The following is a 19961-nucleotide window of genomic DNA, read 5'->3' as shown; positions in this document are numbered from 1 at the left end:
CATCGCGTGGTACACACTCGGCAACCCGCTAGCGGGGCCGGATGACCACCTCGTGGACGTGACCATCGGGTGGGGTGGCTACCACGTTTGCGACCACCGCGGCGACCGTCTCGGCCCGCAGGAACCTGGCGGGATCGTAGTCGCTGCCTTCGAAGTCGACCAGTTCGCGCTGCATCTCGGTGTCGGTGCGGCCCGGGAAGATCGTGGTAACCCGCAGGCCGGGCTCGTCGGCGCGCAGTGAGTCGGCGAAGGCCCGCAAGGCGAACTTGCTGGCCGAGTAGGACGCCATGCCCGGCGAAACATTGCGCCCGGCACCGGAATTGATGAAAACCACCTGGCCGCGGGCTTGCCGCAGCGCCGGTAATAGTGCCAGAGTGAGTGCCACCGCGCCAAAGACGTTGACGTCGAAGGTGGCGCGCCACTCGTCGACGTGCGAATCACCGACACGGCCGGGAATGGATAGCCCGGCGTTGTGCACCAGCACGTCGAGCTCGTCGACCACTTCGCAGCTGGCCTCGATCGTGCTGGCGTCGGCCAGATCCAGCGGAAAAGTGGTGGCGCCCAACCGTTCCGCGACGGCGTCGAGACGCTCGGAGGGCCGTCCGGCCAGTAGCAGGGTGTGTGCCGGCGCCAAGGCGGTGGCAATCGCCGAACCGATGCCGCGGCTGGCGCCGGTGATGAGTGCGGTGGGCATGACTCGGGCGGTTACCAATCAGCTTGCCGGGCCGTTGCTTTCACGCCTGTTCGCGGGCATCGTCAGCGGCGGCACTGGCCGGCTCACCACTGGCCAGGCGTTCCAGCGGCGGCAGCGCTTTCATCAACGTGTCGAGGTCGGGGTGGGGGAGCTGGCTGAGCATCGCGGCAAGGGCGGCATGCCGGTTGGCCAACGACTCGGCGTGCACGGCCCGCCCTTGCGGCGTGATGTCGACCAGCACGGCCCGCAGATCGGAGGGATCACGCGAGCGTTTCACCAGCCCGATCTTTTCCAGCCGGCGGATGGCCACGGTGGTGGTGGGGGTCCGTACCCTCTCGTGTGCGGCCAGGTCCGTCATCCTGATCGGACCGCGATCGAGCAAAGTGACCAGAATCGACAGCTGTGCCAGGGTCAATTCCCCGGCGAACGCGCCGTTGGGATCCCCGCGGCGCAAGATCGAGAACAACTTGGACAGTGCGCGGTGCAGACCCTCCGCCAATTCCGTCACCTCAGGTGCGGTGGATTCGCTGTCCGCCATAAGTCGGCAGTCTAACCCGACATGGCGATAGCCGACTGTCAGCGGTGCCTAAAGCACCTGGGCCAGGAACCGCTGTAGCCGCTCGGTCTGTGCGGCCTCGAAGATCTGCTCCGGAGGACCGGCTTCCACGACCTTGCCGTGATCCATGAAGACGACCGCATCCGATGTCGAGCGGGCGAAGCCCATTTCGTGGGTGACCACTAGCATGGTCATTCCGTCGGCGCCGAGGTCGGCGATCAGTCCCAGGATGTCCTTGACCATTTCGGGATCCAGCGCAGAGGTCGCTTCGTCGAAGAACATCACCTGCGGGGCCATAGCCAGTGCTCGTGCAATCGCAACACGTTGCTGTTGCCCGCCAGACAGCGTGCCGGGACGGGCAGCGGCCTTGTGTTTGAGGCCAACTCGCTCCAAATGGCGTAGCGCAAGGTCCCGGGCCGCACCGGCGGACAGCCCGCGCAGCTTGCGGGGCGCCAGCGCCACATTGTCGAGAACGCTGCGGTGTGGGAACAGGTTGAAATGCTGGAACACCATGCCGATGCGCTGGCGCAGTTCGTTGGGGTTGTCCCGCAACACCGATCGCCCGTCGAGAAGGATGTCGCCGCTGTCCGGCTCGTGCAACCGGTTGAGGGTGCGCAGCAACGTCGACTTGCCCGAGCCCGACGGGCCGATCACCGCCGCGGTGGTGCCTGCCGGGACGTCGATATCGACGCCGCGCAGCACCGCATTGCCGCCCAGCGCCTGGTGAATATCCTTGGCAACCAACGAAACCGGCGTACGGCGCGCCTCGCTGGTCATGTCATCTCCTGACCGATGGTCGAACTGACGACCTCGGAGGGATCCTGCGGATCGATCCTGGCGCGGCCGCGCCGAAGACGGGTGTCGATGTAGTTCACCAGGTGGGTCAACGGGATGGTCAACAGCAGGTAGAAGATGCCCGCGGCCACCAACGGCGACAGGTTGCCGGTTTGCGCGTTGAGGTCACGGCCGATTTGGAACAGTTCGCGCTGTCTGGCGACCAGGCCCAGGAAGTACACCAGGGCAGAGGCTTTCAGCAGTGCGATGAACTGGTTGACCAATGCCGGCAGGACTCGCCGTATTCCCTGCGGCACCACCACCAATCGCATCGCCGCGGAGTAGCTGAAACCCAGGGCACGAGCGGCCTCGAGCTGCCCGGGATCCACGCTTTGGATTCCGGAACGCAGGATCTCGCCGACGTAGGCGCCGGCCATTAACCCCAGCGCGGCGATGCCCAACGGATAGGGGTTGTTGTTGGTCAGCCCGCCCACGATAGGCCCGACACCTAGCCCGATGATCAGGATGATCACCACCTCGGGCAGGCCGCGGAAGATATCGGTGTACACCCGTGCCGGCCACCGCAGCCAGCGCTTCCGCGAGATCCCGGCGACGGCCAGGGTCATGCCGATTGCCAGCCCGATAGCGCTGGCGCTGACGGTCAGGATCAACGTGTTGGGTAGCCCCGTATGGAACAGCGTCGGGATGGCCTGCCGGTACATGTCCCAGTCGAAAAAGGACTCCCGAAGCTGCGCCAGGGTCGACTTGGGTGCGGCCGGCTGGACCGGCTTGCGGTGCTGACCGGCCGCGATGGCGGCGAAATCCGGCAACGTCGGGGCAGCGACGGCTTTCGAACCGGGTTTCCACCCGGGCGGCAACGTGCGGGGAACCCAGTTGCTGTAGAGATCCGCCCAGGTTCCGTCGGCGATCACCGCGTCCAGCCCCGAGTTCAGCGCGTCGACGAGCGCGGGGTTGTCCTTGGCGACCGCATAGGCCACGAAATCGTCGGTACTGAAGGTGTTCGCGACGATCACCGCCGGATCGCCCGGCCGCATGGCCGCCGCTGCTTGGTTCGCTGGCGCCACCCACGCGTCGATCTGATGGGTTTTCAGACTGCCGTACACGGTGGCGAAGTCGGGATACTTCACCGGTTGCAGGTGCAGGGTGTCGACGACGTAGGACTCCTCGACCGTGCCTTGCACCACGCCGATGCGCTGACCCGCGGCCAGGTCGGTGAAACTGGTGATCGCCGAACCGGGAGGCACCACCAGCGAGTAGTAGCCGAAGTCGTAGCCGTTGGTGAAAGCGACCGTGCGACGGCGCGCATCGGTGGCCTTGACCGATGCCGAGCCGACGTCGAAACGCCGTGATGCCACCTGGGCGAGTAGCCCGGAGAAGTCGGTGCCGACGAAGCGGACATGCAGGCCTAGTTTGGCGGCAATGGCGCGCAACAGCTCGTTGTCGAAGCCGGTGAACCGTCCGGTCGAGTTGATGCAGACGTTCGGCGGGGCATCCGAGAGCGTGCCCACCGTCAGCACCCCGGGTGCGCCCAGCCCCAGCGCGTTGACATCGATTGAGCTCAGCGGCACGACGGTGGCGGTGGTGTCGGTGTCGTCGTCGGCGCCGGGCCCGCCGGGCCTGGACAGGTTACCGGGCAGAACCGTGGCACTCTCCACACCGGCGGGTGCGCACTGATGCCGGTCTGCCGCCGCGGGCGCGGCGGTTGCCAGGCTAGCGAAGATCAGCATTGTCGCGGCCGCGGCCAGCAGTCTGCGCCCGCTTCTGGTGCGGGGATCCGCGCGTGGACTCATCACCGCCACCGTATCGGCCGACCGGATGGCGCGCGCCGCTCAGAGCACGATCGACGACGGTTCGAGAGGGCCGGCCAGAACGCCGACGGCCGATGGCTCCGGAGCCATGGCCGTGAGGCGTACCGGAACCTGGTCCGGCGCGATCCCGCCGTGCGGCGTGAAGACTCCGCGGCGGAATAGTTCGGCCAGCATCGTATGAGCCATCAGCTGGGAGCGTCCGATACATGCGGCCCGCGCGGCTTCCGGATCACGCCGATGTATTGCGGAATGCTCGTCTTCGTAGAACGACAGCATGTCGTCGCGGCCGTTCTGGTAGGTCAGCCAAAAAACGCGGGGAATCAGGTTTTGCGAGGCACGGATGCTGGCGTGCAGCCGCGGCCCCGCGTACTCGTCGTTGACCGTTCGACGGTATTCGTGCGCGACTTCGGAGAAAGTCCGCGGTTCCTTCGACGTGTGCAACGAGCGCATCAGCGCGTCGAGCTGGCCCAAGATCCGCGGTGTGGGGTTGGCCGCGGCTCGTGCCGAAGCAATGCCGTTGAGCAGGCCGTCGAGCTCGTGATGTTCGAGGACGGTGGCTTCGTCGAACCGCTCGATGAACGCCCCGCGGTGGTAGCGAGTCGACACGACGCCGTCGTGTTCGAGTTGCACCAGCGCCTCTTGTATCGGGACGCGGCTGACCCCCAAGCCCTGCGCGATTTCATTACGGTCGACACGGTCGCCGCTGCGCAGTTTGCCAGTCAGAATCAGGTCGAGGATGTGGGAAACGACCTGGTCTTTTTCCTTGATCCCATATTTCTTAGGCATCACTATCCGTCGAGTTCCGTCGAGTCTTTTTCAGCCGCTGCGGCTATCGGCGCTGGCAAGTTTCTCATGACTGGCTGCGCGCGTTCGGGTGTTTGGCGCAGAAATCGACGCAAACGCAAACTACCGACTGTCACGCCATCTGCAGAGCGCTTCAGCGGCGGTGAGGTCGTAATCGGGACCGTCGCAGCCGACCGTCAGCAGCGTGACCCCAAGCCGGGTGAGGGCTTCGGCGTCAGCGATCCCGCCCGTTACCGAGGCCGAGCGTTCGATCGCGGCCGGATCCCGGCCGACATCGGCGCAGTGCCGGTTCAATACCGCGGCCTTGGCCCCGAACTCGTCGGCGGCGGTGAAGCTGTGCCACATGTCGGCGTGTTCGGCCACCAGTCGCAGCGTCTTGCGTTCGCCGCCGCCGCCGATCAGCACCGGAATATCACGGGTGGGCGGTGGATTCAGTTTCGCGAGTCGGGCCTTGATTCGCGGGAGCGCGGCGGCCAGATCGTCGAGGCGACTGCCGGCGGTGCCGAATTCGTAGCCGTATTCGTCGTAGTCCTTTTGCTTCCAGCCCGAACCGATGCCCAGCACGAGGCGGCCATCCGAAATGTGATCGACGGTACGGGCCATGTCGGCCAGCAGCTCCGGATTGCGATAGGAGTTGCAGGTCACCAGGGCGCCGATCTGGATGCGCGACGTCTGCTCGGCCCACGCTCCGAGCATGGTCCAGCATTCGAAGTGCGCACCGTCGGGATCGCCGTAGAGCGGGAAGAAGTGGTCCCAGTTGAAGGCGATGTCGACGCCGATGTCCTCGCAGCGGCGGACGGCGTCGCGGATGTGGCCGTAGTGCGGGGCGTGCTGCGGCTGGAGCTGCACGCCGATGCGGATGGGAAGCTCGGGATGCGCGGCTGAGGTCATACGACCACGGTAGGCCCGGCGCCCTGGGCAGCACGCTCAGCGTCTGCCGAACACTCCGCGCAGGATGTCGACCAGCGCGCGCGGTTGGTCGCTTTGCACCGAGTGGCCCGAATCCGGAACGATGTGCGCACCACGAAAATGCGTTGCACGCCTGCTTAATTCGGCAACATCTTCGTCGGTGACAAAGCCCGACTTACCGCCGCGCACGAGGGTGATCGGTGCCGACAACGCGTCGACGTCATCCCACAAACTGGCGAAGTCCGGGAAGCTGCGGATGGCGTCGTAGCGCCAGGTCCAGTTGCCGTTGTCGAGTCGACGGGAGTTGTGGAACACGCCGCGGCGCAACGCCTTCACCTCGCGATGCGGCGCCGCGGCGATGGTCAGGTCCAGCATCGCCTGGAAGCTGGGAAATTCTCGCTCACCGTGCATCAGCGCCACCGTGCCGCGCTGGTCGGCGGTCATTTCGGCGTGTCGCTGCAGCGCCGACGGGGTGACGTCGATGACGACGAGCTCGTCGACGAGCTCGGGGGCGACCGCGCCCAGCCGGATCGCGGTGAGCCCGCCCAGCGACATCCCGACGACGAATTCGGCCGCCGGTGCCAGCTCCCGCAGCACCGGGGCCAGGGCGTCGGCATTGTGCTGCGGCGAGTACTCGCCGTCCTCGCGCCAACCGGAATGACCGTGCCCCGGCAGATCTACCGCCAGCGCCGGCTCGCCAAGGCCGACGATCACGGTGTCCCAGGTGTGGGCATTCTGGCCGCCGCCGTGGAGGAAGACCACTCGCGGCGCCGAGCCGCCCCAGCGCAGCGCGCTGATTCTGCCCGCGGCGGTGTCGGCTTCCACCCGCTCTACTTCCGGCAGCGGGCCGGTAGCACCGGCCTGCTCGGCGTTTTCGGCCAGCAGATCGAATTCGGAGAGTCCGGCCAGTTCGTCGTCGGAAATCTCGGTCACGGCTCCGACTCTACGAGTCCTGCCCGAGCGTCATGCGAGCGTCACGGGGGATCGCTTTGTCATCGGGGAGTGGCGGGCACCATCGCGCTTCTGGTCTACGGGAATGCGGTGCCGCAGGCCGCTTTCTAGCTCTCACTCGGAAATTCATGGTGATCACGAATGCTGCTGGTCAACGATGTCCGCTTGCGCAGCGTTGAATGCCACGCACACCTGGGCTCTGTTTCAGCACGTCGATACCACACCGTCGCTCAAACCCCTTGTGATGGCAGGTGTTAGCCGGATGTCTCACGTGCTCACCGAGTCGGATGTCACTCCGCCGCAGCGTCGTCAGCGTTGCACACTCGGCGCCATCAGCCGCCGACCCAACCGCGTCAGTACGCGATTTTCATCTCCGCACACCGGGGCGCAGCCCCACGACCGCTCTTAGGGACGATGCGGGGCATGGTCGTTCTGGCGAGGACCTGGTTGCCGTCGGCAACCCGCATTCACGTGTGAGGCAGGCCCGGCGGCGAAAAGACGCTTTTAGTCGGACCCGATGATGAACTCTTCGAGTTGCGCGCGCGCAATGTCGTCCGGCAACTGCTGCGGCGGGCTCTTCATCAGGTAGGCCGATGCCGGGATCACCGGTCCGCCGACGCCGCGGTCCTTGGCGATCTTCGCCGCGCGCACCGCGTCGATGATGACGCCGGCCGAGTTCGGCGAATCCCACACCTCGAGCTTGTATTCCAGGTTCAGCGGCACGTCACCGAAGGCACGCCCTTCCAGGCGCACGTAGGCCCATTTGCGGTCGTCGAGCCAGCCGACATGGTCGGACGGGCCGATGTGCACATCCTTGGTCTTGAACTCGCGCTGCAGGTTGGAGGTGACCGCCTGCGTCTTGGAGATCTTCTTCGATTCCAGCCGTTCCCGTTCGAGCATGTTGAGGAAGTCCATGTTGCCGCCCACGTTGAGCTGCATGGTGCGGTCCAGCTGCACACCGCGGTCCTCGAACAACTTGGCCAGCACCCGGTGCGTGATCGTCGCCCCGACCTGGCTCTTGATGTCGTCACCGACGATCGGCACTCCGGCGTCGGCGAACTTCTTGGCCCACACCGGGTCGGAGGCGATGAACACCGGCAGCGCATTGACGAACGCCACCCCGGCGTCGATGGCGCACTGGGCGTAGAACTTGTCGGCTTCTTCCGAACCCACCGGGAGGTAGGAGACCAGCACGTCGACCTTGGTGTCCCGCAGCACCTGAACCACGTCAACGGGCTCGGCGTCGGACAGCTCGATGGTGTCGGCGTAGTACTTGCCGATGCCGTCCAACGTCGGGCCACGCTGGACCACGACGTTGGTGGGCGCCACGTCGGCGATCTTGATGGTGTTGTTCTCCGAGGCGAAGATCGCGTCCGACAGGTCGAAGCCGACCTTCTTGGCGTCCACATCGAACGCCGCGACGAACTTGACGTCGCGGACGTGATACGGGCCGAACCGCACGTGCATCAGCCCCGGCACCGTCGAGGAGTCGTCGGCGTTGTGGTAGTACTCGACGCCCTGGACCAGCGAGGACGCGCAGTTGCCGACGCCGACGATGGCGACCCGTACCTCAGGCTGCGCCTCCGGCGCCCCTAACGGCTTGTACTCACTCATTCGGGCGTTCTCCTAACCTCATAGCTTTCCGGCAGTGTTTTGTGTCGTTGTGCAGGGCTGTTGTGCAGAGTTCACGTCTGTTCGGCGTGATTGGGCGCTGCCCGTTCTGCGGCGATGAGCTCGTTGAGCCACTTGACCTCGCGCTCGCTGGACTCGAGCCCGAGTTGGTGCAGTTGCCGGGTATAGCGGTCCAACGAGTTGCTGGCCCGTGCCACCGCTTCGCGCAGGCCTTCGCGGCGTTCTTCGACCTGGCGGCGACGGCCTTCCAGGATGCGCATTCGCGCCTCGGCCGGAGTGCGGTTGAAGAACGCGAGGTGCACCCCGAAGCCGTCGTCGGTGTAGTTGTGCGGGCCGGTGTCGGCGACCAGTTCGGCAAACCGTCGCCGGCCCTCGTCGGTCAGCTGGTAGACCCGGCGCGCGCGCCGCACCGGCGTGCCCGCCGGCGCGGCGTTCTCCGCGATCAGCCCCTCGGCCTGCATCCGCCGCAGCGCCGGATACAGCGAGCCGTACGAGAATGCTCGAAACGCGCCGAGCAAACCGGTCAGCCGTTTACGCAACTCGTAGCCGTGCATGGGCGACTCGATCAGAAGGCCCAGAATGGCAAGTTCCAGCATCGGGTCACCCCCTTTGTATGGCTGTTGTATGGCCGGTTGCGTGAACTAGTTAGCGGTTCGACGCCTCGCGTCATCGTATCGTTTCGATATATTTGCCACAACACCACGCGTCGTTGGTGAGTTGTTCGTCACGTGTGAGCGACGCGCGCGCGTCGCGCGGCGGCTTCGCTACGACGGGTAACTGACCTGTTTGAGGGTGCCGTCGCCGGCAAAGACGAGATAGCCGCTGCCGTAGTCGCTGGAAACATACACCGACAGCGATAGCTCCCCGGGCGCGGTCGGGTCTTCGGCCGGATCGATGACCAGGTACATGTTGGTGACATCGGACTGCTTCATGCCCAACGTTTCCGCGGCCCCCCGCATGATCCCCACCGTCGCCTTCACGTCGAACTTGCCCAGATCGACCAGGGCCCCATCGCTACCGCTCTTAGCGGAGCTGGTCGGATCGCCCCAGCCGCCGCGATAGGTGTAACTAAGCACCCTTCGGTCGTCGGCCGGGTCCTTGCGATCGAGCACCGCGTACGTCGGATAGATCACCAAGCGGTACCCCATGGTGTCGCCGAACCTTTTGCGCGTCTGCTCCAGCAGACCGGTCAGCCCACCGAGGGAGTGCAACTGCTTCGGCGGGGTCAGCACCACGGCCGCGACGCCGTCGGGCTTGGCTCCCGGATCCGTCGTGAAATCCAGCGGTGAGCTGGTGTTGCCGTACAAACCCCAGCCGATGCCGACACCCAACAGCACCGACACCCCGAATGCGGCCGCGAGCAGCGCCAATCCGTTGCGCCGCGCCCGCGACTTGAGTGCGGGAACCTCTGCGGGCGCACTCTCGGACTGCAGATCGGCGATCAGGTCCTGCAGGTCGCCCAGCGTCACGGCCTTGGTGGCGGTGCTCACCCGATCTCGGTGCTCTTCCATCGAGAGCTGGCCGTCGTTGAGGGCGGCGTCAAGAATCTGGCAGGCGTCTTGCCGGTCGCTGTCCTTGGCCCGGGTCGTCGTCGATCCTCCACGAGCAAGCGGTGTGCCCAGCCATTTCGCCACGGGCATGATCGTAGAAGTCCGGCCTCTCGGCACGCGATACAGCATCGGTTGCGTGTCTGTGACGCGCGTTCGAGTGCCGCCGCTCCTGCCCAGGCCGCGCCCGGGCTGCATCGGCGCGACGCGAAAGCGACGTACTCTGGTCAGCGTGCAACTGCAGCGACAGGTGGTGGACTACGCGCTTCGCCGGCGTTCACTGCTGGCCGAGGTGTACTCGGGGCGCACCGGCGTGTCCGAGGTCTGTGACGCGAATCCCTATCTGTTGCGCGCCGCAAAGTTTCACGGGAAACCAAGCCGGGTGGTCTGCCCGATCTGCCGCAAGGAGCAGTTGACGATCGTGTCCTGGGTGTTCGGCGAGCACCTGGGCGCGATCTCGGGATCGGCGCGGACCGCCGAGGAGCTGGTCATGCTCGCCACCCGGTTCGCCGAGTTTGCGGTCCACGTTGTGGAGGTGTGCCGGACCTGCAGTTGGAATCATCTGGTCAAGTCGTATGTGCTGGGCGGAGCACGCCCTGCGCAACCCCCGAAGGCTCCCAGGGGGGCTGGAACGCGGACGGCGCGCAACGGCGCCCGCACGGCCAGTGAATAGCGAAGGGCGCCACCACCAGTCGTCGAGTGACGCACCAGGTGGATCGGCGACTGGGGGTGTGGATCAACCTCACGGGAACCCCGGTGGCCCGGAGGCGGCGCGTCCGTCGGCGGGCTCGCGCCGCCAGGTTCCGCCCGATGATCGAATGACCACGATCATTCCGCCGGTGACCGATGACCGATCGTCTCGGCACCCGGACCCGATCGAGGAAGTCAGGGCTGCCCTGGACAATCCGCCGACGACGCCCCTGCATCGCGACCCGCTGGAGCAGGTCAAGGCGGCGTTGAACAGTCCTGAGCCGCGCCCTCGGCACGAGCGGCTAAGCGGCCCTGCCCGTAGACCGGGGCCGCCTGGCCCACCCGGCTCGGGCGGGCCGACGGGCGCACGGTCCGCCCGGCCGGGACCCGACTGGCTCCGGCAGATCAACTGGAAATGGGTGCGGCGGTCGGCAGCCTTCGCCGCAGCGGCGATGATCCTGTTGCCGATCGCCACCTTCACCATGGCCTACTTCATCGTCGACGTGCCGAGGCCGGGGGACATCCGGACCAACCAGGTCTCCACGATTCTGGCCAGCGATGGCTCTGAAATTGCCAAAATCGTTCCGCCTGAAGGCAATCGCGTCGACGTCAACCTCAGCCAGGTTCCGCTGCACGTTCGTCAGGCGGTCATCGCCGCTGAGGACCGCGGCTTTTACTCGAACCCCGGCTTCTCGTTCAGCGGTTTTGCCCGGGCGGTGAAGAACAACCTGTTCGGCGGCGATCTGCAGGGCGGTTCCACGATCACCCAGCAGTACGTCAAGAACGCGCTGGTCGGTTCCGCGCAGCACGGGTGGAGCGGCCTGCTGCGCAAGTCCAAGGAATTGGTCATCGCGACCAAGATGTCCGGGGAGTGGTCCAAAGACGACGTACTCCAGGCTTATTTGAACATCATCTATTTCGGGCGGGGTGCTTACGGGATCTCGGCGGCTTCGAAGGCCTATTTCGACAAGCCGGTCGAGCAGCTCACCGTGTCCGAGGGGGCGTTGCTGGCGGCGCTGATCAGGCGACCGTCCACGCTGGACCCGGCGGTCGACCCGGAAGGCGCACTCGCGCGGTGGAACTGGGTGCTCGACGGCATGGTCGAGACAAAGGCCCTGTCCGCTCAGGACCGCGCCGAACAGCGGTTCCCCAAGACCGTGCCGCCGGAGCAGGCCAGCGCGGAAAACCAGACCACCGGTCCCAACGGGCTGATCGAACGACAGGTGACCAAGGAATTATTGGAGCTGTTCAACATCGATGAGCAGACCCTGAACACCCAGGGTTTGCAAGTCACCACCACGATCGATCCGCAGGCCCAGCGGGCGGCCGAAAAGGCGGTGGCCAAATACCTCGACGGGCAGGATGCCGATATGCGGGCGGCGGTGGTGTCCATTGACCCGCATAACGGAGGCGTGCGCGCCTACTACGGCGGCGACAACGCCAACGGCTACGACTTCGCCCAGGCCGGATTGCAGACCGGATCGTCGTTCAAGGTGTTCGCGTTGGTGGCGGCCCTCGAGCAGGGAATCGGGCTGGGGTATCAGGTCGACAGTTCACCGCTCACGGTCGACGGCATCAAGATCACCAATGTCGACGGCGAAGGTTGCGGGACGTGCAACATCGGCGAGGCGCTCAAGATGTCGCTGAACACCTCCTATTACCGGCTGATGCTCAAACTGAAGGGCGGCCCCCAGGCCGTCGCCGACGCCGCCCACCAAGCCGGTGTGGCCGACAGTTTCCCGGGCGTACCCCACACGCTGTCCGAGGATGGCAAAGGCGGGCCGCCGAACAATGGGATTGTGTTGGGCCAGTACCAAACCCGGGTGATCGATATGGCGACGGCGTACGCCACGCTGGCCGCGTCGGGCATCTATCACCGGCCGCACTTCGTCCAAAAGGTGGTCAACGCGGAAGGTCAGGTCCTCTTCGACGCCGCCACCCAGAACGACTCCGGCGAGCAGCGCGTCCCCAAAGCCGTGGCCGACAACGTCACCGCGGCGATGATGCCGATCGCGGGCTATTCACGCGGCCACAACCTGGCCGGCGGCCGGCCTTCGGCCGCCAAGACCGGCACGGTGCAATTGGGTGACACCACCGCCAATAAGGACGCCTGGATGGTCGGCTACACCCCGTCACTGTCCACCGCCGTATGGGTCGGGACGGTCAAGGGCGACGAGCCGCTGGTGACCGCCTCGGGCGCAGCGGTTTACGGCTCGGGTCTGCCATCGGACATCTGGAAGGCGACCATGGACGGGGCGCTGAAGGGCTCTCAGGACGAGAGCTTCCCCAAGCCCACCGAGATAGGCGGCTACGCCGGTGTGCCGGCACCGCCGCCACCGCCGCCAGCGGCACCCCCTTCGGAGACCGTCATTCAACCCACCGTCGAAGTGGCGCCGGGGATCACCATCCCCGTCGGTCCGCCCACCACCGTGACCCTCGCGCCCGGGCCGCCGTCCGCGCCACCGCCGACTGACAATCCCACACCGCCACCGTGACGGCTATTATCCGGACCAATCCCGCAACCGTCTCAGCTACCTCGCCCGCGCCGTTGGCCTGCGACCTACGTAGTGCAGACACCCGCGATTTCCCCAGCCGCACCGATGTTTTAGGTTCTGCTCTGGCCGATGTCATCGGCGGACCGGTGGGCCGGCACGCCCTGATCGGGCGGGCCCGGTTCATGACCCCGTTGCGGGTGATGCTAGTGATCGCGTTGGTGTTTCTGGCGCTCGGCTGGTCGACGAAGGCCGCCTGCCTGCAGAGCACCGGGACCGGGCCGGGTGACAAGAGGGTGGCCAACTGGGACAACCAGCGCGCCTATTACGAATTGTGCTACTCCGACACGGTGCCGCTCTACGGCGCAGAGCTGTTGAGCCAGGGCAAGTTTCCCTACAAGTCCAGCTGGATCGAAACCGACAGCACCGGCGCACCGCAGATCCAATACGACGGACAGGTCGCGGTGCGCCACATGGAATATCCGGTGTTGACCGGGATATACCAGTACGTCGCGATGGCTATTGCCAAGACCTACACCGCGTTGAGCAACGTCACGCCGCTACCGGTGATCGCTGAAGTGGTGATGTTCTTCAACGCCGCGGCGTTCGGGCTGGCGATCGCGTGGTTGGCTACCGTGTGGGCAACCTCGGGCCTGGCCGCCCGCCGGATCTGGGATGCGGCATTGGTGGCAGCATCGCCGCTGTTGATCTTCCAGATATTCACCAACTTCGACGCACTGGCAACGGCTTTCGCGATGGGTGGACTGCTGGCCTGGGCGCGGCGCAGACCGTGGCTGGCCGGACTGCTGATCGGTTTGGGTGCCGCGGCCAAGTTGTATCCGCTGTTGTTCCTGGGCCCGCTGCTGGTGCTGGGAATTCGGACCGGGCGGCTGGGTGCCGTGCGGCGCACGGTGTTGGCCGCGGCGGTGACCTGGCTGGTGGTCAATCTGCCCATCATGGTGCTCTATCCGCGGGGCTGGTCTGAGTTTTTCCGGCTCAACACCCGGCGCGGCGACGACATGGATTCGCTGTACAACGTCGTGAAGTCCTACACCGGCTGGCGCGGCTTCGATCCCAGGGTGGGCTTCTGGGAGCCGCCGATGGTGCTGAACACGGTCGTCACGGTGCTGTTTGCATTATCTTGTGCCGCAATCGCTTACATCGCGTTCACCGCGCCGCAGCGGCCGCGGGTGGCGCAGCTGGTGTTTCTGGTGGTGGCGGTATTCCTGTTGACCAACAAGGTGTGGAGCCCGCAGTTCTCGCTGTGGTTGGTACCGCTGGCCGCGCTGGCCCTGCCGCACCGCCGGATTCTGCTGGCGTGGATGACAATTGACGCGCTGGTGTGGGTACCGCGGATGTATTACCTGTACGGCAACCCAAACCGCTCACTGCCCCAGCAGTGGTTCACCACGACGGTGCTGCTGCGCGATATCGCTGTTATCGTGCTGTGTGCGTTGATAATTCGACAGATATATCGACCCCGGGAGGATCTGGTGCGCTGGAATGGCCGAGTCGACGATCCCGCGGGCGGTGGTTACGACCTCGCCCCAGACGCCGCACCCGGCTGGCTGCCGAACTGGCTGCGCCCCGTTGCGTCGCGGCCGGAGCGGACGGCGCCTGGCGCAGTTGCCGCGCGGGAGCCCTGATGCAGGTCGCCATCCCGCTGTTCCCGAGGTTCACCGCCTTGGACGCCGTCGGTCCCTATGAAGTCCTGCAACGTATTCCGTCGATCGACGTGGTTTTCGTCGGGCACCGACGCGGCGAGCTGCGCACCGAAAACGGCATGCTCGGCCTTATCTGCGATGCCGCCTTCGACGAAGTCGGCACCCCCGATGTCGTGGTGTTTCCCGGTGGCATCGGAACCCGGGTGCTCCTGGATGACGAGGTCATCCGTGGCTGGCTGCAATCGGTCCACCCGCACACCAGATTCACCACCTCGGTGTGCACCGGAGCGTTGTTGCTGGCCGCCGCGGGTCTGCTCGACGGCCTTACCGCCACGACGCACTGGCGCGCGGCAGAGCAGCTCAACGAGCTGGGCGCGCAGTATGTGCCCGACCGCGTCGTCGAACACCTACCGCAGCGCATCATCACCGCCGCCGGGGTCTCCAGCGGCATCGACATGGCTTTGCGGTTGGTCGAGCTGTTGGTTGACCGGGAAGCCGCCCAGGCCGCGCAGCTGCTCATCGAATATGACCCGCGGCCGCCGTTCGCCTCGGGATCGCTGGCCAATGCCGACGAGGCGACCAGGATCCGGGCCGCTGAATTCCTGCGCAGCCGGAAGTGACCGGCTTGTTGGCGGCGAGATTGCGGTGAGGGGTGTGGTTCGGCACGTGACCGCGACCACCGGTGCAATCTGGGCGCGGGCCGCGGCGTTGTTCGGTGATTTTTCTGGTGGGCGCGCTATCCGGTAGCCTGGGACGGTTGCCGACGCAGGCGACCCTCCTGCCACGGACCGACCGTGGCCGCTACGACCAGAGGAGGTGATGAGGTCCCTATGCGTCCATACGAAATCATGATCATCCTCGATCCCACTCTCGACGAACGCACCGTTGCCCCGTCCCTGGAGACGTTCCTGAACGTCGTCCGGAAAGACGGCGGAAAGGTCGAAAAGGTCGATATCTGGGGCCGGCGGCGGTTGGCCTACGAGATCGCCAAGCACTCCGAGGGCATCTATGTCGTCGTCGACCTGAAAGCTGCCCCGGCGACGGTATCCGAGCTCGACCGCCAGCTGAGCCTCAACGAGTCGGTACTGCGCACCAAGGTGATGCGCGCCGACAAGCATTAGCCCGGCGACGATGCGGCCGCGAAGCGGGGGCGAAGGAGCCGGGCAAATCGAGCACCAGCCCTCGCTGTCAGCCCTGTTGCATAGGCTCGAGTCAAAGACGCTCATGACTACCCGCCAGGCGAGAATCGGGCGGAACAAGGAGAACCATTGTGGCTGGTGACACCACCATCACTGTCGTCGGAAATTTGACCGCCGATCCTGAGCTGCGGTTCACGCCGTCGGGTGCCGCCGTCGCGAATTTCACCGTCGCGTCGACGCCCCGGATCTACGATCGGCAGACCGGTGAATGGAAGGACGGCGAGGCGCTTTTCCTGCGCTGCAACATCTGGCGGGAGGCCGCCGAAAACGTGGCGGAAAGCCTGACCAGGGGTGCACGGGTCATCGTCACCGGCCGGCTCAAGCAACGTTCGTTCGAAACCCGCGAAGGCGAGAAGCGCACCGTCGTCGAGGTCGAGGTCGACGAGATCGGGCCGTCACTTCGGTACGCCACCGCCAAAGTCAACAAGGCCAGCCGAAGTGGCGGCGGTGGCGGCTTTGGCGGCGGCGGTTCCCGGCCGGCGGCACCGCCGGCCGGCGGCGCACCCGGTCCCGGTCCCGGTGACGACCCGTGGGGCAGCGCCCCTGCCTCGGGCTCATTCGGCGGCGATGACGAGCCGCCCTTCTGATCGACAACACGTCCCATCACTGAGCAACGGAAAGAAAGACACACATGGCCAAGTCCAGCAAGCGACGCCCGGCTCCGGAAAAGCCGGTCAAGGCGCGCAAATGCGTCTTCTGCGCGAAGAAGGATCAGAAGATCGACTACAAGGACACCGCGCTGCTGCGGACCTATATCAGCGAGCGCGGCAAGATCCGGGCACGCCGGGTCACCGGCAACTGTGTGCAGCACCAACGAGACATCGCAACCGCGGTGAAGAATGCCCGTGAAGTCGCGCTGCTGCCCTTTACCTCGTCGGCGCGGTAGCCGACGGTCAGCGCTGCAAGCCCAACGAAAGTACGCAAACGATGAAGCTGATTCTGACGGCCGACGTTGACCATCTTGGTTCCGTCGGCGACACGGTCGAGGTCAAGGACGGGTACGGCCGCAACTACTTGCTGCCACGCGGCCTGGCGATCATGGCATCGCGCGGTGCCCAACGGCAGGCCGACGACATCCGCCGCGCCCGCGATTCCAAAGCGGTGCGCGGCCGCGAGCATGCCAACGAAATCAAGGCGGCCATCGAAGCGCTTGGCTCGGTCGCACTGCCGGTGAAAACGGCGGGCGACTCCGGCAAGCTGTTCGGCTCGGTGACCGCGGGCGACGTTGTCTCGGCCATCAAGAAGGCGGGCGGCCCGAACCTCGACAAGCGGATCGTCCGGCTGCCCAAGGCTCACATCAAGGCGGTGGGCACGCATCCGGTGGTGGTGCACCTGCACCCGGAAGTCGACGTCGAGATCGCTGTCGACGTCATCGCGGAAACCTAGCCCCCAGAGCTGTCCACCCGGTGGAGCCCACGATGGCCCCACCGGGTTTTCGGCCGCTCGTGACTGGCCGCCGGGCCGCGCGGCGCATTGCCGAAAAGGTTGCCGCTGGCGAACTTTTCCGATGGCGTCTTGGCGCGCTTGCCGTTACCAACGCTTAACTCGCCGAAAATCTCGGCGAAAACCAACACGCCCGAGGCGGTAACCTGGCCCGACACGCCGGGGTGATTGTTGTCCACACAATACGGGTGCCGTTGTATGGCGCTTATCTGCAGTGATGTCGCAACTACCCGCATTGATCCACAGGTTTTGCACACCCCGTTCAACACAGCGGTCAACGGATATGCACACACCATGCACAGTTTCATAGACAACGGCCCCTTGGAGGACCGGCCAGCAACGTTTAGCGTCGTCTCGGCGCATTGGGATGTGGGTGCTCGCGGGTGGTCAATTGAGCTGCGGCGGCGACGATACAGCCGTGACGTAGCGGCCAGTTGATGGTCGGCCAATTGAGGTGGGAGCGGGGATTGTTGTCGGAGCCTTGATTTACGCTCTGGTTGTCGGCGGTCGAATGTGTGTTCGGATGCTCATGTCGGAGGAGGTGAGGGCCCATGGCGGTGGTCGACGATCTCGCCCACCCCGGAATGGATGCCCCGCCTCCCAGTGAGGACTTCGGCCGTCAGCCACCGCAGGATCTTGCCGCGGAACAGTCCGTACTGGGCGGGATGCTGTTGAGCAAGGACGCCATCGCCGATGTGCTGGAACGGCTGCGGCCCGGTGATTTCTATCGTCCCGCCCACCAGAACGTCTACGACGCCATCCTCGACCTGTATGGGCGCGGCGAGCCGGCCGACGCGGTGACGGTCGCGGCCGAACTGGACCGTCGCGGGCTACTGCGCCGCATCGGCGGCGCACCGTATTTGCATACCCTGATCTCGACGGTGCCGACCGCTGCCAATGCGGGTTACTACGCCAGCATCGTCGCGGAGAAGGCGGTGCTGCGCCGGTTGGTTGAGGCGGGCACCCGGGTGGTGCAGTATGGCTATGCCGGTGCCGAGGGCGCCGACGTGGCCGAGGTGGTCGACCGCGCCCAGGCGGAAATCTACGACGTCGCCAACCGGCGGTTGTCGGAAGACTTTGTGCCGCTTGAGGATCTGCTGCAGCCGACGATGGACGAGATCGACGCCATCGCATCCAACGGCGGTGTCTCGCGCGGTGTGCTGACGGGCTTTAGCGAGCTGGACGAGGTGACCAACGGCCTGCACCCGGGGCAGATGATCATCGTCGCGGCGCGTCCGGGAGTGGGTAAGGCGCTGGCGCTGGACACGCCGCTGCCCACACCGGCCGGTTGGACCACGATGGGCGACGTCGCGGTCGGCGATGAGTTGCTCGATGCCGACGGCTTGCCGACGCGGGTGGTCGGTGCGACGGATGTCATGTTGGGACGCCCGTGCTATCGGATCGAGTTCTCCGACGGCACAACGATTGTCGCCGATGCCGAGCATCAGTGGCCGACCGGCCATGGGATCCGGACCTCAGCTCAATTGCGTTGTGGGCTGGACACGATCACGCCGGCCGGCTCCATGGTGCGTTGCACCGGACGCCGGCCCACCGCCACGCTGGCACCGGTTTTGCGGGTCGTCTCGGTGCGCCGGGTCCCCAGCGTCGCGGTGCGCTGCGTCGAGGTGGACAACGCCGCACATCTTTATCTGGCCGGTCGCGGTATGGTGCCGACCCACAACTCCACCCTCGGGCTGGACTTCCTGCGGTCGTGCTCGATCAAACACCGCCACGCCAGCATCATCTTCTCGCTGGAGATGAGTAAGTCCGAGATCGTGATGCGGCTGTTGTCGGCGGAGGCGAAAATCAAGCTCTCCGATATGCGCTCGGGCCGCATGACCGACGATGACTGGACGCGGTTGGCCCGGCGGATGAGCGAAATCAGTGAGGCGCCACTGTATATCGACGACTCGCCGAACATGACGATGATGGAGATCCGGGCCAAGGCGCGCCGGCTGCGGCAGAAAGCCAGCCTGCGTCTGGTGGTGGTCGACTACATGCAGCTGATGACCTCGGGGAAAAAGCACGAGTCGCGGCAGGTCGAGGTGTCGGAATTCTCGCGGCAACTCAAGCTGCTCGCCAAGGAGCTCGAGGTGCCGGTGGTCGCGATCAGCCAACTCAACCGCGGCCCCGAGCAGCGCACCGACAAGAAGCCGATGCTGTCCGATCTTCGCGAGTCGGGAAGCCTGGAACAAGATGCTGACGTCGTGATTCTGCTGCACCGGCCGGACGCATTCGACCGTGACGATCCACGCGGGGGAGAGGCGGATTTCATTCTCGCCAAGCACCGTAACGGTCCGACCAAGACGGTGACCGTCGCACACCAGCTGCACTTGTCGCGGTTCGCCAACATGGCTCGGTGAGTTACATCACGAATGATGGCGGAGTGATGGCGGATCCGCCAAGTTCGTGAGACACACGGGTTGCTGAATCCCAAGGGTGCGTCGACGGGTGTGTCCCGAGCGTGGAAGGGAGTTCGATGTAGGTAGAGCTTTCCGAAGCGGTGCTGTGCAGGAGATGAAGGATTGTCGGCCCTTCGGAGTCGCCCTGCGGGGGGTGGCTTCAAACCGCCACATGCTGCAGGAGCGGTGACGTGACTGTGGTGAGCGATGTGGAAAAGGCACAGGTCGATGTGTCAGGTGGGGATCGGGAAGGTGAGCGCAAGCGATTCGCTGTTGACGTGTCGAAATGCACATAGATGACATCGAAACCGGGGTGTCCGTCAAATCCCGGGATGAGTCTGGCGGGTGCCCGTTGATTGGCCAGGCGGTGTCCGG

At 65.5% G+C, this 19961-nt stretch carries 19 protein-coding genes and 1 pseudogene; 9 read left to right on the top strand and 11 right to left on the bottom strand.

Annotated elements, in window-relative coordinates; translation table 11 throughout:
• Positions 1-28: 28 nt before the first annotated feature.
• From AWC07_RS07150 to AWC07_RS07105, 10 genes and pseudogenes are all read right to left on the bottom strand, one after another.
• Positions 29-694: an SDR family oxidoreductase gene (locus tag AWC07_RS07150; protein WP_036415037.1), complete on the bottom strand. Its 666-nt coding sequence runs from the start codon at positions 692-694 to the stop codon at positions 29-31.
• Positions 695-734: 40 nt separating this feature from the next.
• Complete coding sequence (locus AWC07_RS07145) at positions 735-1232, bottom strand: MarR family winged helix-turn-helix transcriptional regulator (protein WP_036415034.1); 498 nt, start codon at positions 1230-1232, stop codon at positions 735-737.
• Positions 1233-1280: 48 nt separating this feature from the next.
• Positions 1281-2027 (bottom strand): amino acid ABC transporter ATP-binding protein, encoded by a 747-nt coding sequence (locus AWC07_RS07140; RefSeq protein WP_036415031.1) that lies wholly within the window; start codon positions 2025-2027, stop codon positions 1281-1283.
• Positions 2024-3772 (bottom strand): ABC transporter substrate-binding protein/permease, encoded by a 1749-nt coding sequence (locus AWC07_RS07135; RefSeq protein ID WP_425271227.1) that lies wholly within the window; start codon positions 3770-3772, stop codon positions 2024-2026. The genes AWC07_RS07140 and AWC07_RS07135 overlap by 4 nt, the downstream gene beginning before the upstream one ends.
• A 134-nt stretch (positions 3773-3906) precedes the next feature.
• Positions 3907-4639, bottom strand: a pseudogene (locus AWC07_RS07130) (GntR family transcriptional regulator); the annotation flags it as partial.
• A 120-nt stretch (positions 4640-4759) separates the two neighbouring features.
• Positions 4760-5548, bottom strand: coding sequence for an LLM class F420-dependent oxidoreductase (locus AWC07_RS07125; RefSeq protein ID WP_036416617.1), 789 nt, complete (start codon positions 5546-5548; stop codon positions 4760-4762).
• Positions 5549-5584: 36 nt separating this feature from the next.
• Positions 5585-6499 carry an alpha/beta fold hydrolase gene (locus AWC07_RS07120; protein WP_036416619.1) on the bottom strand — a complete coding sequence of 305 codons (915 nt, stop codon included), beginning with the start codon at positions 6497-6499 and terminating at the stop codon, positions 5585-5587.
• Between the two features lie 522 nt (positions 6500-7021).
• The gene (locus AWC07_RS07115) at positions 7022-8131 is read right to left on the bottom strand and encodes an inositol-3-phosphate synthase (RefSeq protein ID WP_085105012.1); all 1110 of its coding nucleotides are present in this window, start codon (positions 8129-8131) and stop codon (positions 7022-7024) included.
• A gap of 71 nt (positions 8132-8202) precedes the next feature.
• Positions 8203-8745 (bottom strand): PadR family transcriptional regulator, encoded by a 543-nt coding sequence (locus tag AWC07_RS07110; protein ID WP_023369138.1) that lies wholly within the window; start codon positions 8743-8745, stop codon positions 8203-8205.
• A 168-nt stretch (positions 8746-8913) separates the two neighbouring features.
• Positions 8914-9783 (bottom strand): DUF1707 SHOCT-like domain-containing protein, encoded by an 870-nt coding sequence (locus tag AWC07_RS07105; RefSeq protein WP_036412444.1) that lies wholly within the window; start codon positions 9781-9783, stop codon positions 8914-8916.
• Positions 9784-9928: 145 nt separating this feature from the next.
• On the opposite strand from AWC07_RS07105, the gene AWC07_RS07100 reads away from it, so the two are divergent.
• The 8 genes from AWC07_RS07100 (at position 9929) to rplI (ending at position 17127) form a co-directional block, all read left to right on the top strand.
• Positions 9929-10369, top strand: coding sequence for a DUF5318 family protein (locus AWC07_RS07100; RefSeq protein ID WP_036412429.1), 441 nt, complete (start codon positions 9929-9931; stop codon positions 10367-10369).
• Positions 10362-12881, top strand: a complete 2520-nt coding sequence (locus AWC07_RS07095) for a transglycosylase domain-containing protein (protein ID WP_036412432.1) — start codon at positions 10362-10364, stop codon at positions 12879-12881. The genes AWC07_RS07100 and AWC07_RS07095 overlap by 8 nt, the downstream gene beginning before the upstream one ends.
• A gap of 8 nt (positions 12882-12889) precedes the next feature.
• Entirely contained in the window at positions 12890-14524 is a 1635-nt protein-coding gene (locus AWC07_RS07090) for a glycosyltransferase family 87 protein (RefSeq protein WP_036412446.1), read from the top strand.
• On the top strand, positions 14524-15162 hold the full coding sequence (locus AWC07_RS07085; RefSeq protein ID WP_036412434.1) for a DJ-1/PfpI family protein: 639 nt from the start codon (positions 14524-14526) through the stop codon (positions 15160-15162). The genes AWC07_RS07090 and AWC07_RS07085 overlap by 1 nt, the downstream gene beginning before the upstream one ends.
• A gap of 210 nt (positions 15163-15372) precedes the next feature.
• Positions 15373-15663 (top strand): 30S ribosomal protein S6, encoded by a 291-nt coding sequence (rpsF, locus tag AWC07_RS07080; RefSeq protein ID WP_023369150.1) that lies wholly within the window; start codon positions 15373-15375, stop codon positions 15661-15663.
• A 149-nt stretch (positions 15664-15812) separates the two neighbouring features.
• Entirely contained in the window at positions 15813-16328 is a 516-nt protein-coding gene (locus AWC07_RS07075; protein ID WP_036412436.1) for a single-stranded DNA-binding protein, read from the top strand.
• 44 nt (positions 16329-16372) lie between these two features.
• A complete protein-coding gene (gene rpsR, locus AWC07_RS07070) occupies positions 16373-16627 on the top strand; it encodes a 30S ribosomal protein S18 (protein ID WP_023369156.1) in 255 nt (84 codons plus the stop codon).
• A gap of 41 nt (positions 16628-16668) precedes the next feature.
• A complete protein-coding gene (rplI, locus tag AWC07_RS07065; RefSeq protein WP_036412439.1) occupies positions 16669-17127 on the top strand; it encodes a 50S ribosomal protein L9 in 459 nt (152 codons plus the stop codon).
• Here the strand turns inward: rplI and AWC07_RS07060 are convergent.
• Positions 17124-17363 carry a hypothetical protein gene (locus AWC07_RS07060; RefSeq protein ID WP_036412440.1) on the bottom strand — a complete coding sequence of 80 codons (240 nt, stop codon included), beginning with the start codon at positions 17361-17363 and terminating at the stop codon, positions 17124-17126. The two genes, rplI and AWC07_RS07060, sit on opposite strands and share 4 nt — an antisense overlap.
• A 372-nt stretch (positions 17364-17735) precedes the next feature.
• On the opposite strand from AWC07_RS07060, the gene dnaB reads away from it, so the two are divergent.
• Positions 17736-19547, top strand: a complete 1812-nt coding sequence (dnaB, locus tag AWC07_RS07055; protein ID WP_036412442.1) for a replicative DNA helicase — start codon at positions 17736-17738, stop codon at positions 19545-19547.
• Positions 19548-19961 lie beyond the last annotated feature (414 nt).

The organism is Mycobacterium gastri, assembly GCF_002102175.1.
Taxonomy (GTDB): domain Bacteria; phylum Actinomycetota; class Actinomycetes; order Mycobacteriales; family Mycobacteriaceae; genus Mycobacterium; species Mycobacterium gastri.
Note: the sequence above shows the minus strand (reverse complement) of the source record. Positions and strands in the feature narration are given on the sequence as shown.